The following is a 13,197-nucleotide window of genomic DNA, read 5'->3' as shown; positions in this document are numbered from 1 at the left end:
AGGTAGCACCGCGCGTGGCGCACGACGTCGTGCGCCATCGGCCCCCATGCTCTGGGCACGGGCAGCCCGGGACGGGGCGTCCGCCGCGTGACCAGGCAGCACCACTGCAGGAGGTGGGCGGACACGACGTCGGTGGCGTCGGGCGGGCCCCAGCTGTCCGTGCCGCCGTTACTGTGCAGCTCCACCCGCAGCGATCGTCGCGGATGGGTGGCATGCGCCCGCAGCAACGCCCAGGGGATCGTGCGGTAGCCGAGCTCGGCGACGAGCGGCGCTTCTCTCACCAGCTCGGCGTCAGCCCCGACCGCATCGGTGATGTCGAGGGTATGCGCCCAGTGCTCCATGGTCCGGGCGAGTCCGAACGTCCGCGCGTCCATACCGAAGCCCCAGGCCACGCGCTCCGTGGCGGCAAGCTCGGCGAGCCGTTCCCGCGTCCGGGTGGCGCCGCGCTCCCACCAGCCGACGAGCTCCGCCGTGCTCATGCCCGCACCGCGCTGGCATCCCGCCGCGGTGAAGGCGTCAGCGCTGGGGAAGGCCGGCAGCTCGGCCGCGAAGGCGCGCGGACCGCCGGTGAGCGTGTCGAACGCGACCTCCTCGGTGTCGGCGAGGTGGGCGAGCTGGTCGCGGACCGCCCAGCCGGCGGCGGGCGTGGGCGTGTCCCAATCGCCGGTGGAGAGCGAACGGACGATGCGCCGCAGGACCGCGTGGCGGTGGCGCAGCCCCTCGAGCACATCGGCGAACGAGGCGCTCGGGCCGGTGGGATCGGGCGTCACCGCTCACCGGCCCGGCAGCGCGCCGCCGTTGACGTGCAGGAACTGCCCGGTCACGTAGCCCGCGTCGGGCGAGGCCAGGTAATGGATCGCCGCGGCCGCGTCGCCCGGTTCACCGACACGGTTCACCAGGGTCTGCGCGGCACGCCGCGTCCGTTCGTCGTCGGTGGTGTCCTGGCCGAAGAACTCGGTGTCCGCGATGAATCCCGGCACGACCACGTTCGCCGTCACCCCGCGCGGGCCCAGCTCGCTCGCGAGCGTGAGGTTCCAGCCGTGCAACGCGGACTTCGCCGCCCCGTAGGAACCGTTCCCGCGTACCGCGGCGAGGCTGCTCACGGTGACGACCCTGCCGCCGGGCGACCGCAGACGCCTGGTCAGCGCGGCTGTCAGCAGGACGGCGACCAGGACGTTGTTGCGGAAGTCGGACGTCCACCGCTCGGCGACGGCGGTCAGGTCGTCTCCGCCGGCCGCCACGCCGCGGGCGCCGGCATTGTTCACCAATACGTCCACCGTGCCGGGCAGCGTGCGGACCGCGGCCTCGACGCTGCGCGGGGAACGCAGGTCGCAGGTGACCGCGTGAGCCCGGGGCCCGAGTTTCTCGGCGGTGGCGGTGAGGACGTTCTCACGGCGGCCCAGCAGGTAGACCTCGGCGCCGTCACCGGCGAAAAGCTCAGCGGCGGCGGCACCGATTCCGGTGCCGCCGCCGCTGACGACGACGACGCGGCCCATGCGCCCTCCTCAGCTCTTTCGGCGGAAATAATCAGTGTTCTCAGCGGATACGCCGGGATCCTCTCACGCCTCAGCGCCCAGCGCCTTGTGCCCAGCGCCTTGTTCGAGCATTTTTCGGAGCGTTCCATGATACTGCCCACTCCCTTGTCGTTCCTCGTTCAGGAGCTGTCCGCCGGGTATCAGCTCGGGGCCCCCGGAAATCTTGTATCGAGGTGGGGCGGAAAGGCAGTCGGGCTGGCTGGCCTGGTCCGCCTCGGCGCCCGGATACCGGCCACCTGGCTGTTGAGCGTCGATGCGGCAGCCAGCGTCGCGGCCGAGGGCGTCCAGCTGCCGGCCGAGGTCGGCCGGTGGGCGGTGCGTAGTTCCGCCTCGGTGGAGGACGGCGCGCGGTTCTCGTTCGCCGGTCAGTTCCGCACTGAACTCGATCTGTCGCCCGCGGAGGTTCCGGCGGCGGTCCGCCGGGTCGTGGCCAGTGCCACTGACCGCGGCCCAGCGGCCTACCTGGACCGCACCGGGCTCGGCGCGCCGCCGCGGATGGCTGTCGTGCTGCAGGAGTACCAGGAGCCCACCGCGGCGGGGGTGTGGATCGGACGTTCGGCCGCCGCGGGCCGTCTGGAGTGGTGCGCGGGGCCTGGCGAGCGCCTGGTCTCGGGGGCGGTCATCCCGGCCGTCGAGGAGTGGGACCGCGAGGCCGGGCCGGTGGCCCCGGCGGGAGCGCTCACCAGCTCGACGGGCGCTGTCGGGGCGGCGTGTCTGAGCCTGCAACGGGAGGCTGGCATGCCGCTGGATCTGGAGTTCGCCGTACTGATGGCGACCGATGCCTTGCTGTGGCTGCAGGCACGACCGGTGACGCGCCCCCTGGGAGGACCGGCCAGCCCCGGCCGTCGTGATATCCGTGCCGCTGCCGAGGGTGCCGCGAACGGGGCCGAACTGCTCCAGGGGTTCGCCGCCGCTGGCGGTGTGGCGCGGGGCACCGGAGCCGTTGTGCTTGACCCATATGACGGGAACTGGCAGCCGGGCGGCATCCTGATCGCTCCCACCACCGATCCCGCCTGGCTGCCGCTGATGGCGACCGCGGCAGGTCTCGTCACAGCGTCGGGTGGCCTGCTGTGCCACGCGGCGATCGTCGCGCGGGAGATCGGTCTGCCCGCGGTGACCGGTGTCGGTGCGGACGTGCTGATGATCGCTGACGGCCGCCTGCTCGTCGTTGACGGCGGCGCGGGCACGGTTACCGTGGAAAACTAGGAGCGCCCGAGGAAGGCGCCCTGGTTTTGGGCGCCGACCGAGGACAACGCGGCCGGGCGGGATGCGGAAAGCCGCGAGCCGGACAGTCCTATTGCCGGAGCCTCTAAGTGGTCGGAACAGCCGGGCCGCGCGTTGCTATCCACAAGATAGTCAACGTTGTTGACGGCGTCTCGCGATTGACAATAAGCAATAACAAACGACAAGATCAAAAATGGTGGCTAGATCAACCGTGGGCGAACGCGAGACGAAACGCTGGTAAGTATCCCGCGGGGCGGTGTTGGTATAAGATGCGGCTGGAGCGGATCTGAATGAGTGAATATTAATGATCTGTACTGGGTGGTCCCGTCGACGAAGGGCACGGGCATGAGCAGCTTATCCACCTCGGCACCAAGTAGTCCGCCCGCGCGCACACCGCCCGTTGCGGCGGGCTCCTTCTTGCTGGGATCAGCGGCCGAGTTACGCGGCGACATGCTCGGAGCCTTTCTGCGAGCTTTCGAGAGGTACGGGGACGCTGTTTGCTTCCGTGTCGGGCCACCCGGGCTACGCGAGATATACCTGGTATTTCATCCCGACGCCGCCCAGCGCGTGCTCGCCAGCTCCTCGGCCAACTATCGCAAGGACAACGTTTTTTACCGGGAGGTCCGCGGCGCGTTCGGCAACGGCATCCTGACCAGCCAGGATGCCGACTGGCACCGTCAGCGGCGGTTCCTTCAACCGCTGTTCACCACCCGGCGGGTGGCCGAGTACGCAGCCGCCATGGGCGGACAGGTCGAGAGCCTGGTGAACGGATGGCGCCGGCGCGGCGCGGGCACCATCGATCTGGATGACGAGATAACCGGGCTGACGTTGCGGGTGGTGTGTCGCGTCCTGTTCGGCGATGATCTTGATCAGGCGCTACCGGTGGTCCGCCGTGAGTTCGGGAGGCTGGCGGAGGCGGTACTACGTCGCGGACTGGCGCCGATCCGCATGCCGCTGCGCTGGCCCACGCCGGTCAACCGGCAACTCGCGCAGGCGCGGAGCGAGCTCTATTCGGTTTGCGATCAGATAATCGCGCAGCGGCGGGCCAGCGGTGCCAGGTACGGCGACCTGCTCGGGCTGCTGCTCGACGCCCGTGACAGCGATGACGCCCTGACTGACGCTGAAGTGCGTGACCAGGTGCTCATCTTCCTGCTTGCCGGGCACGAGACGACCTCGACCGCGCTGACCTATGCCCTGCACCTGCTCGGCCGGCATCCCGCGGTCCAGGAGCGCGTCCGTGACGAGGCCGACGCGATCGCCGGCATCCCCACCGTGGCGGACGTTCCAGCGCTGCCCTACAGCACGATGGTGCTCAAGGAAACCATGCGGTTGTACCCGTCGGCACCGATCATCAGTCGTTGTTCGCTCACGGATGAGGACGTGTGCGGCTACCGCATCCCGGCTGGGAGCGACCTGCTCGTCGTCCCCTGGGTCACCCATCGGCATCCGCTGTTCTGGGACAGGCCGGAGCGTTTCGAGCCAGAACGGTTCACGCCGGAGCGGGAGAAGGCGCGCCACCGCTATGCCTGGTTCCCCTTCGGGGGCGGGCCACGCGGCTGCATAGGTCAGCACTTTTCGATGCTCGAATCGACGATCGCGCTGGCCGGGCTGGTCCAGAACTTCACGTTCACCGCACCCGTCGACGACCCCCCCTACACCAACCACATCACGCTGCGCCCGACGTCCGGTGTGCCGAGTCTGGTCACGCCACGCTGATGCCGAAACCCGCGGGCTTCTCCCGAGCCGAGGAGCTGGAAAGGCCCGCCGGGCTGAGCTGGCATGCCCACGCTCCGGTTCATTTTCCGATCAGCGCGCCCGGCTGGCGAGGATGCGCTCGGCGTGGCGCAGGACCGGGGCGTCGACCATGCGGCCTTCGAACCTGAACACGCCGGGGGAGCGGGCCGCGGCGTCGAGCACCCGGCTGGCCCAGTCGATCTCCTCCGGTGCGGGCAGGAAAGCCTGTCGTATGGCGGCGACCTGGCTGGGATGGATGCAGGCCTTCAGGGTGAACCCGCTCGCCGCCCCGTCCCGCGCCTCGCGGGCGAGCCCCTCGAGATCGGTGATGTTGAGGTAGACCGCGTCGACGGCGACGCGCAGGTAGGCGCCGGCGGCGAGCAGGATACTGGCGCGGGCGTGGCGGGCGACGTCGTGGTAGCGGCCGTCGGCGTCCCGGCTGGAACGTCCGCCGAGCGCGGCCACCAGGTCTTCGGCTCCCCACATGATGCCGACGGTGTTGCTGACGGCGGCGATGGCGGGTGCGGCGAGCACGCCGCGTGGAGTTTCGCACAGCGCGACGACCTGCCGCGGGGCGAGCGCGGCCACCTGCTCGGCGGTCTCGGTCTTGGCCAGCATCACGGCCTGGTAGGGGGTGCCCGCCAGCGCCGCGATGTCCTCGGCGTGGTCGTCGGTGCCGGCCGGGTTGACCCGCACGATCGTCCGCGCCGGGTCGAGCGGGGTCTCGCGCAGCGCCTGGCGCGCCCGCGGTCTGTCCTCAGGTGCCACGGCGTCCTCCAGATCGAGGATGACGCCGTCGGCCGCCGCGGCGGCCCGCGCATACCGGTCGGGACGGTCGGCGGGACAGAACAGCAGCGCCGGTCCGGGCAGGCGCGCGGTCATCGGGCCACGTCCGGGTCCAGCTCCGGGGCCGGGCCTGTCGGCGGATCGGACGAATCGGCGGCGGTGGATCCGCCGCCCGCGTTCGGGCCCGTTGTGTTCGGGCCCGCTGTGTCCGAGCGCAGCATCAGCGCGCCGCGCACGGCGACCGCGACCACCTCGCCATGCTGGTTGCGCGCGGTGTGCTCAAGGGTGACCACGCCCTGTCCCGGCCGGCTGCGTGACAGGCGCTTGTCCAGGACCACTGTTTCGGCGTAGAGCGTGTCGCCGTGGAAGACCGGCGCCGGGAAGCGGACCTCGGCGAAACCGAGATTGGCGACGGTCGTGCCCTGAGTGAGCTGGTTGACTGACAGACCGACGAGGGTCGACAGCGTGAACAGGCTGTTGACCAGGCGGCGGCCGAAGGGCTGGGTGGCGCTCCATGCCTCGTCGAGGTGCAGCGCCTGCGCGTTCATCGTCAACGTCGTGAACAGCGTGTTGTCGGCTTCACTCACCGTTCGCCCAGGCCGGTGCGCGTACACCACGCCGACCTCCAGCTCGTCGAACCACAGGCCGCGCTGTTCCACGCGACGGCGTTGGTCGCTTTCGTCACGCATCGTCTCATCTCCGTCGGTTGGCCGTGCTCAGCGGCCGGGCATTGGTTGACGGGCACGCTTGACGGGTCTACCGACGCCGTGCGTCTGGTTTCGATCAAAATCTTCAAAGGCCGAGGTGGTGGGCTATGATCATTTTCTGTACCTCGCTGGTGCCTTCGCCGATTTCAAGGATTTTGCTGTCCCGCCAGTGCCGCGCGACCGGGTATTCGTTCATGAAGCCATAGCCGCCGTGGATCTGGGTGGCCTCCCGGGCGTTGGTCACCGCCGCTTCGCTGCTGACCAGTTTCGCGATCGCGGCCTCCTTCTTGAACGGCAGTCCCGCGGCCATGCGGGCGGCCGCGTCGTAGTAGGCGGTGCGGGCGACGTGGACCCGCGCCTCCATATCGGCAATCTTGAAGGAGATCGCCTGGTTGGCGGCGATCGGCCGGCCGAACGCATGGCGGGTCCTGGCGTAGGCCACCGATTCGTCGACGCAGGCCTGGGCCAAGCCCACAGCCAGCGCCGAGATGGCGATGCGGCCCTCGTCGAGGATGGCCAGGAAGTTCGCGTAGCCGCGCCCCCGCTCGCCGAGCAGGTTCGCCTCGGGTACCCGCACGTCGACAAAGGCCAGCGGGTGGGTGTCGCTGGCGTGCCAGCCCACTTTGGAGTACGCCGGCTCCGCCGTGAAGCCGGGGGCGGGGACCGGCACCACAATGCTGCTGATCTCCTTCGTCCTGTCCGCGTCCCGGTCATCGCCGCTGGTGCCGGTGACGGCGGTGACGGCGGTGACGGTGACCAGGCGGGTGATGGTGGTGCCGGAGTTGGTGATGAACGCCTTGGAGCCGTTGATCACCCACATGCCGCTGTCCAGGTGGGCGGTGGTACGGGTGCCGCCGGCATCGCTGCCGGCCGCCGGCTCGGTCAGGCCGAACGCGCCGAGGGCCGCGCCGGAACACAGCATCGGCAGCCATTCGCGTTTCTGCTTCTCGGTGCCGAACCGGTAGATCGGCATCGCCCCGAGCGAGCAGCCGGCCTCCAGCGTGATCGCGACTGAGGAGTCAACCCGGGCCAGCTCCTCGATGGCCAGGCACAGGGTGAAGAAGTCACCGCCCATCCCGCCGTAGGACTCGGGGAAGGGGAGCCCGAACAGGCCCATCGCTGCCATACCAGCGACGACCTCGTACGGGAAGGTTCTATCCTCGTCGTGCCTGGCCGCCACCGGGGCGACGACCTCGCGGGCGAACTCGGCGACGGTGCGGCGCAGGGACTCCTGCTCGTCGGTGAGGCGGGTGTCAGGCATCGGGCGGCTCCCCGCTTGCGGGTGTGCTGGCAGGCTCGGCCGCGTCCACGACGGCGAGCAACTGGTCAATCCTGACCTGCTCGCCGGGGCTGACGAGCAGGTCCTTGACCTGGCCAGTCACAGGCGCGGCCAGGCTGTGCTCCATTTTCATCGCCTCGACGATGATAAGTGGCTGGCCGGCGGTGACCTGTTCGCCGGTACGGACGTGGACCGCGATGACGGTGCCGGGCATCGGGCTGCGGACCTCGGCGACGCCGGCTGAGGCGGCGCCGGTGCGGGCCGCGGGGCCGGCCTCGGTGAGGGCCCACGCGGCTCCGCCGGCCCCGAGCCAGCGGACCTGCCCATCGCGGGCGTACCACCAGCGTCGGCTGTGCCCGTCCACGGTGACCAGCAGTTCACAGCCGTCGCCGAGGGTGCGTACCGTGGCGGGGTGGGGCTCGCCGTCGTCGGCGCCTGCCCCAACCGCGCCTGCCCCAACCGCGCCCGCCCCAAGCGGCCGGGACAACGGGCGGAGCGTCCCGGTCGCGGAGGGCTCACGGCGGATGCTGACAGTAGCGGCCAGCTCGGCAGCCAGCCGGTGGGATGGCCGTCTGCCGGGCGGTCCAGGCGGTGGAGCGGTCCCGGCGGCCCCGGGCGTGGCGACGGGGGTCACGGCGACCTCGGCGCTGCCGCCCGCGGGCAGCGCCACCCGCCAGATCAGAGGAGCCGGTGGGCCGCCGGCCCGCCAGCCGCTGGGGGTGTCCCACAGGTCGATCACCGGCCCGGCCGGCTGTGCCTCGACCAGCCGCGCCAGACCGTAGGCCACGAGCGCGCCGGCTGGGACGCTGCCGTCGACGAGCCCGGCCAGCTCCCGTTCGACCAGGCCGGTGTCGAGGCGACCGGCGACCACGCCGGGGTGGGCAAGCAGCGCCCGCAGAAACGCCACGTTGGTCCCGACTCCGAGGACGGCGGTGCGGGCGAGCGCCGCGTCCAGCCGGGCGAGCGCCGTCGTCCGGTCCGGCCCCCAGGCGATCACTTTGGCGAGCATGGGGTCGTAGTCTGTTCCCACCCATGCGCCTTCGGCCAGGCCGGAGTCGACGCGGATGCTGTCACCTGCCGGTTCGTGCAGCGCCACGACGGTGCCGCCGGTGGGTAGGAAGCCCTGGGCCGGGTCCTCGGCGTAGACGCGCCCCTCGATCGCGTGCCCGGTCAGGCGTACGCCGTCCTGGATGATCGTCAGCGGCCGGCCGGCGGCGATCCGGAGCTGTTCGGCGACCAGGTCGATCCCGGTGACCATCTCGGTGACCGGGTGCTCGACCTGTAGCCGGGTGTTCATCTCCATGAAGTAGAAGCGTCCCGGGTCGTCGGCCCCGACGATGAACTCCACGGTGCCCGCGCCGGTGTAGCCCACAGCGCGGGCGACATCGACCGCGGCCGCGCCGATGCGGTCCCGGGCCGCCGCGTCGAGCAGCGGCGACGGCGCCTCCTCGATGATTTTTTGATGGCGGCGCTGCAGGCTGCACTCGCGTTCGCCGAGGTGGATGACGTGGCCGTGGGCGTCGCCGAGGATCTGCACCTCGATGTGCCGGGGCCGGGCGACGAACCGCTCGAGGAACACGGTGCCGTCGCCGAAGGACGCGGCCGCCTCGCGGCGGGCGGCGGCAAGCTCACCGCGCAGCGCGGCCGGGCCGGTGACCAGCCGCATCCCCTTGCCGCCCCCACCGGCGGACGGTTTCACCAGCACGGGGTAGCCGACCTCGTCCGCGGCGGCGAGGAGGTCGTCGTCGCTCATCCCCGGCTCGGCGCGGCCGGGCACCACCGGGACGCCCGCGGCGGCCACCGTCCGCTTGGCGCGGATCTTGTCGCCCATCACCTCGACGGCGTGCGCGGACGGTCCGATGAAGACCAGCCCCGCGTCGGCGCAGGCGCGCACGAAGGCGACGTTCTCGGCCAGGAAGCCGTACCCGGGATGGACCGCCTGCGCCCCGGTCAGCCGGGCCGCGTCGACCAGGTGCCGCACCGACAGGTAGGACTGCCGCGCCGGAGCCGGGCCGATCCGCACCGCCTCATCGGCCTCGCGGACGTGCCGGGCGTCGGTGTCGGCGTCGCTGTAGACGGCGACGGAGCGGATGCCGAGCGCCCGCAGGGTGCGGATGACCCTGACCGCGATCTCCCCCCGGTTGGCGACCAGTACGGCGTCAAAAAGCGGGCCCGTATCGGTCATATCCGGAAGATGCCGTAGCGGACGGGTCCCAGCGGCGCGTTTGCCGCCACCGACAGGGCCAGCCCCAGCATGGTGCGGGTGTCCAGCGGGTCGATCACACCGTCATCCCACAGCCGGGCCGTCGAGTAGTAGGGGCTGCCCTGACGCTCGTACTGTTCGCGGATCGGCGCCTTGAACCCATCCTCAGCCTCCACGCTCCAGTCGTTCCCGCGAGCCGCCAGCTGTTCGCGCCGGACGGTCGCGAGAACGGCGGCGGCCTGGTCGCCGCCCATCACCGAGATCCGCGCGTTCGGCCACATCCACAGGAAGCGGGGTGAGTAGGCGCGACCGCACATCGAGTAGTTACCGGCGCCGAACGAGCCACCGATCACGATGGTGAACTTCGGGACCCGTGCGCAGGCGACGGCGGTGACCATCGTAGCGCCGTGCTTGGCGATCCCGCCCGCCTCGAACTCCCGCCCGACCATGAACCCGGTGACGTTCTGCAGGAACACCAGCGGGATCTGGCGCTGGTCGCACAGCTCGACGAAGTGCGCCCCCTTCACCGCGGACTCGCTGAACAGCACCCCGTTGTTCGCGATGATGCCGACCGGGTGGCCGTGCAGCCGGGCGGTGCCGGTAACCAGCGTCGGTCCGTAGTCACGCTTGAACTCGGTGAACCGACTGCCGTCGACGATCCGGGCGATCACCTCGCGCACGTCGTAGGGGATCCGGCTGTCGGTGGGCACCAGCGCGTACAGCTCGGCTGGGTCGGCTGCCGGCTCCTCGGTCGGGACGACCTCCCACGGGCGGGGCGCGCGGGGGGCGAGGCTGGCCACGATCGCGCGGACCCGACGCAGCGCGTCGGCGTCGTCGTCGGCGAGATGGTCGGTGACCCCGGAGACCTTGCTGTGCAGCAGCCCGCCGCCGAGGTCCTCCGCCGACACGACCTCGCCGGTCGCGGCCTTCACCAGCGGCGGCCCACCCAGGAAGATCGTTCCTTGGTTTCGGACGATCACAGCCTCGTCGCTCATGGCCGGGACGTAGGCCCCACCGGCCGTGCACGAGCCCAGCACCGCGGCGATCTGCGGGATACCCGCCGCCGACATCGTCGCCTGGTTGTAGAAGATCCGCCCGAAGTGCTCCCGGTCGGGGAACACCTCGTCCTGCAACGGGAGGAACGCCCCACCGGAGTCGACGAGGTAGAGGCAGGGCAGCTGGTTGTGCAGGGCTACCTCCTGCGCGCGCAGATGCTTCTTCACGGTCATGGGGTAGTAGGTGCCGCCCTTGACGGTGGCGTCGTTGGCCACCAGCATGCACTCCCGGCCAGCCACCCGCCCGACACCGGTGATGATCCCCGCGCCTGGCGCCTCGTCGGCGTACATGTCCCAGGCGGCCAGCGGCGAGAGCTCCAGGAACGGGCTGCCACGGTCGAGCAGGGTGTCGATCCGCTCGCGAGGCAGCAGCTTGCCCCGGCTCACGTGGCGGGCACGGGCCTCCCGCGACCCGCCCTGGGCGGCTGTGGCCAAGGCGGAGCGCAGGTGGGCGACCAGCGCGCGGTGCGCCGCCGCGTTGCCGGCCCCGTCCGTACCGGAGGGTGCGCCCGAGGTGTGCCCGGACGCGGCTGACCGGAGAGTGCTCATCTGATCGCCCTCATCGCCTGCCTGCTTCCTCGGAGGTGCGGATGCGGTTCCAGGTATTCCGCCCATCGTCTATTCCGCCTATCGTCCACGCCCAGAAGCTGTCCGGTGCGTGCCCGGCCTCCTTACGAGAGCAGGAACGCGCAGGCCGCGGCGATGTCCTCCGGCTGGCCGGCGCGTTCGACGTCGTCTTCGCCGGTACGCACTGCGTGCCACACGGAATTCCCAGACGGCCCAGCCTTCGACCCCGAGACGCCCGTGGGCTTCAACGATCCCACCCTTGGGCTGCTGTCCGCCCACGTCGCGCAGACCGGCACTGTGCGACGTGGGCGGGCCGGCCGGGCGGGTACGGATGTTTGCCATGCTCGCGCCCGGCCGCACCTGTGGATTGAGGGCGCTTCAGGGGGCCGCTGGAGAGTTACTGGATGGGTGCGTCCGGCGGCGGCAGGTGGAAGGACGTGTCGGGTTCGACGGCCCGCACCCCTGCCACAGCCTCCAGCGACCGCCAGTCGGCATCCGGCACGGAACCGGATATTATTCCGATGGCCTCGTGAATCTGATCGACGTGCATCCCCCTGGCCCGGAGCGCGGCGGCGATTTCTGCCAAACTGCCCCGATATGTGTCATCAACAGTGACATGAACATTGTTCGCCATGGGGGTCACCTCTTTGGCCAACGGCGAAAAAACCGTTGCGGAACCTACTGCGGAGCCTGCGTCAGTCCGGCGCCGACGTCGAGCGACGACGCGCGAAGCCGGAAACTCGCCCTGGTCAGATTACCCCACAGTTCGAGTGCGCCCTGCCCGGTTTTCTCGTACCAGAGCGCGGCGATGCCGGCAACGTGTGGGGTGGCCATGCTTGTCCCGGAAATGACGTTGTACTTCCTGGGCGTCACCCAGGACGAGTAGACATCGACTCCGGGGCCGGCAAGGTCGATCTGTCCGCCGCTGGCCAGCAGCGGGGGTCCGGAGGGCTCCCCGCCGTCGTTCTCCGTCGGAATCCTGTTGCTGTCCGTCTCGCTCTGCTCTGGCCAGAGGGCTGAGTCGATGCGGTCGGCCTTGAGCTCGATCTTCATGGACGGCAGGGCGGGATATGCGGAAACAGGTAGTGTAGGTACGTACCTACCGAGGAGGTGATCGTGATGACCATGGTCTCATCGCGGGAGTTCAACCGCGACGTGAGCGCGGTCAAGCGGGCCGCTACCAGCGGACCGGTGATCATCACGGATCACGGTCGGCCATCGCACGTCCTGCTGTCGTTCGAGGACTATCAGCGGCTCACGGGCACCGCGGGCATCCTGGGAGACGCGTTCGTCCTGGATGAGGAGATTGACTTCGAGCCGGTGCGTCCGCGGGACTCGCCGCGCGAGGTTGACCTGTGAGCTTCCTGCTCGACACCAACATCATCTCCGAGCTCCGCAAGCCCGCGAAACGGCGGGATGACCGATTCAACACCTGGGCCCAGACCCTGTCGCCATCGGCGACCTTCCTCTCTGTCATCACCCTGCTGGAGCTTCGGGCTGGCATTGAGAACAAGCGGCGGCACGACGCCCGGCAGGCGACCGTCCTGGACTCGTGGCTCGATCAGAACGTGCTCCCGGCATATGTTGGCCGGCTGCTCGACGTCGACCAGGCCGTCGCCGACTCGGCGGCGCGGCTCCACGTGCCCAACCGGCGCCCAGCTCACGACGCACTCATCGCAGCCACGGCCGGGGTCCACGGGCTCACGCTCGTCACCCGCAACGAGTCCGACTTCGCCCCCATGGGCGTCCCACTCGTCAACCCCTGGACCTACCACCGGTAGGTAGGGATGTCGGGGCGGACGGCACAGAACCGGTGAGAACCTCGCGATGCTTCGTCGCTGGCCCCTCTCCCTCGACCCCAGCAGACAGCGGCGTCCGCAAACGTACGGCAGGAGGCCTGGATATCGGCTCATCGAAAATGAGGCCGTCCCGCCGCGAGCGGCCGCTGGAAGCGAGCCTACGGTATGGATTTGTCACGTTAGGGCGCGCGGCGCTCCGGAGCGTGCTCACTGTGGCATTCCTGGGTGCTGGAGGTTCTCGCCTTTTTGGCCGGATCGTGCCTTTTCAACTCTGGTAGTTGAGCAGGTAGATGCCTGCGGCCCCCGCT

13 protein-coding genes are annotated in these 13,197 nt (G+C 70.2%); 4 read left to right on the top strand and 9 right to left on the bottom strand.

Annotation, left to right across the window (positions count from 1 at the left end; translation table 11 throughout):
• The coding region (locus MJ785_RS11600) for a maleylpyruvate isomerase family mycothiol-dependent enzyme (protein WP_239380774.1) at positions 1-770 on the bottom strand (770 nt) is incomplete at its 3' end.
• 3 nt (positions 771-773) lie between these two features.
• Positions 774-1,496, bottom strand: a complete 723-nt coding sequence (locus MJ785_RS11595) for an SDR family NAD(P)-dependent oxidoreductase (protein WP_239380772.1) — start codon at positions 1,494-1,496, stop codon at positions 774-776.
• A gap of 126 nt (positions 1,497-1,622) precedes the next feature.
• Between MJ785_RS11595 and MJ785_RS11590 the strand changes: the two genes are divergently transcribed.
• Both MJ785_RS11590 and MJ785_RS11585 read left to right on the top strand, forming a co-directional pair.
• A complete protein-coding gene (locus MJ785_RS11590; RefSeq protein WP_239346523.1) occupies positions 1,623-2,741 on the top strand; it encodes a PEP/pyruvate-binding domain-containing protein in 1,119 nt (372 codons plus the stop codon).
• A 363-nt stretch (positions 2,742-3,104) separates the two neighbouring features.
• Positions 3,105-4,475, top strand: a complete 1,371-nt coding sequence (locus tag MJ785_RS11585) for a cytochrome P450 (protein ID WP_239346522.1) — start codon at positions 3,105-3,107, stop codon at positions 4,473-4,475.
• A gap of 90 nt (positions 4,476-4,565) precedes the next feature.
• Here MJ785_RS11585 and MJ785_RS11580 read toward each other — a convergent pair whose 3' ends face one another.
• The 7 genes from MJ785_RS11580 to MJ785_RS11550 all read right to left on the bottom strand — a co-directional run bounded on the left by MJ785_RS11580 (position 4,566) and on the right by MJ785_RS11550 (position 12,143).
• Entirely contained in the window at positions 4,566-5,375 is an 810-nt protein-coding gene (locus MJ785_RS11580) for a CoA ester lyase (protein ID WP_239308592.1), read from the bottom strand.
• Entirely contained in the window at positions 5,372-5,968 is a 597-nt protein-coding gene (locus tag MJ785_RS11575) for a MaoC family dehydratase (RefSeq protein ID WP_239376657.1), read from the bottom strand. The genes MJ785_RS11580 and MJ785_RS11575 overlap by 4 nt, the downstream gene beginning before the upstream one ends.
• A gap of 103 nt (positions 5,969-6,071) precedes the next feature.
• On the bottom strand, positions 6,072-7,247 hold the full coding sequence (locus MJ785_RS11570) for an acyl-CoA dehydrogenase family protein (RefSeq protein WP_239376655.1): 1,176 nt from the start codon (positions 7,245-7,247) through the stop codon (positions 6,072-6,074).
• Entirely contained in the window at positions 7,240-9,450 is a 2,211-nt protein-coding gene (locus MJ785_RS11565; protein ID WP_239380770.1) for a biotin carboxylase N-terminal domain-containing protein, read from the bottom strand. The genes MJ785_RS11570 and MJ785_RS11565 overlap by 8 nt, the downstream gene beginning before the upstream one ends.
• Entirely contained in the window at positions 9,447-11,072 is a 1,626-nt protein-coding gene (locus MJ785_RS11560) for a carboxyl transferase domain-containing protein (RefSeq protein WP_239308587.1), read from the bottom strand. Before MJ785_RS11560 ends, MJ785_RS11565 begins: the two co-directional genes overlap by 4 nt.
• Before the next feature lie 415 nt (positions 11,073-11,487).
• On the bottom strand, positions 11,488-11,724 hold the full coding sequence (locus MJ785_RS11555; RefSeq protein WP_239346516.1) for a hypothetical protein: 237 nt from the start codon (positions 11,722-11,724) through the stop codon (positions 11,488-11,490).
• A gap of 44 nt (positions 11,725-11,768) precedes the next feature.
• The gene (locus tag MJ785_RS11550) at positions 11,769-12,143 is read right to left on the bottom strand and encodes a S8 family serine peptidase (protein ID WP_255727646.1); all 375 of its coding nucleotides are present in this window, start codon (positions 12,141-12,143) and stop codon (positions 11,769-11,771) included.
• Between the two features lie 66 nt (positions 12,144-12,209).
• On the opposite strand from MJ785_RS11550, the gene MJ785_RS11545 reads away from it, so the two are divergent.
• The gene (locus tag MJ785_RS11545; RefSeq protein ID WP_239308613.1) at positions 12,210-12,449 is read left to right on the top strand and encodes a type II toxin-antitoxin system Phd/YefM family antitoxin; all 240 of its coding nucleotides are present in this window, start codon (positions 12,210-12,212) and stop codon (positions 12,447-12,449) included.
• Positions 12,446-12,871 (top strand): type II toxin-antitoxin system VapC family toxin, encoded by a 426-nt coding sequence (locus tag MJ785_RS11540; RefSeq protein ID WP_239346515.1) that lies wholly within the window; start codon positions 12,446-12,448, stop codon positions 12,869-12,871. The genes MJ785_RS11545 and MJ785_RS11540 overlap by 4 nt, the downstream gene beginning before the upstream one ends.
• Positions 12,872-13,197 lie beyond the last annotated feature (326 nt).

The sequence above is a fragment of the Protofrankia sp. CiT1 genome (assembly GCF_917627335.1).
Classification (GTDB): domain Bacteria; phylum Actinomycetota; class Actinomycetes; order Frankiales; family Frankiaceae; genus Protofrankia.
Note: the sequence above shows the minus strand (reverse complement) of the source record. Positions and strands in the feature narration are given on the sequence as shown.

Coding starts and splice junctions, on each gene's coding strand:
- MJ785_RS11545 (WP_239308613.1), top strand. CDS start 12,210: ATGACCATGGTCTCATCGCGGGAGTTCAACCGCGACGTGAGCGCGGTC.
- MJ785_RS11595 (WP_239380772.1), bottom strand. CDS start 1,496: ATGGGCCGCGTCGTCGTCGTCAGCGGCGGCGGCACCGGAATCGGTGCC.
- MJ785_RS11590 (WP_239346523.1), top strand. CDS start 1,623: ATGATACTGCCCACTCCCTTGTCGTTCCTCGTTCAGGAGCTGTCCGCC.
- MJ785_RS11560 (WP_239308587.1), bottom strand. CDS start 11,072: ATGAGCACTCTCCGGTCAGCCGCGTCCGGGCACACCTCGGGCGCACCC.
- MJ785_RS11585 (WP_239346522.1), top strand. CDS start 3,105: ATGAGCAGCTTATCCACCTCGGCACCAAGTAGTCCGCCCGCGCGCACA.
- MJ785_RS11565 (WP_239380770.1), bottom strand. CDS start 9,450: ATGACCGATACGGGCCCGCTTTTTGACGCCGTACTGGTCGCCAACCGG.
- MJ785_RS11550 (WP_255727646.1), bottom strand. CDS start 12,143: ATGAAGATCGAGCTCAAGGCCGACCGCATCGACTCAGCCCTCTGGCCA.
- MJ785_RS11570 (WP_239376655.1), bottom strand. CDS start 7,247: ATGCCTGACACCCGCCTCACCGACGAGCAGGAGTCCCTGCGCCGCACC.
- MJ785_RS11580 (WP_239308592.1), bottom strand. CDS start 5,375: ATGACCGCGCGCCTGCCCGGACCGGCGCTGCTGTTCTGTCCCGCCGAC.
- MJ785_RS11555 (WP_239346516.1), bottom strand. CDS start 11,724: ATGGCGAACAATGTTCATGTCACTGTTGATGACACATATCGGGGCAGT.
- MJ785_RS11575 (WP_239376657.1), bottom strand. CDS start 5,968: ATGCGTGACGAAAGCGACCAACGCCGTCGCGTGGAACAGCGCGGCCTG.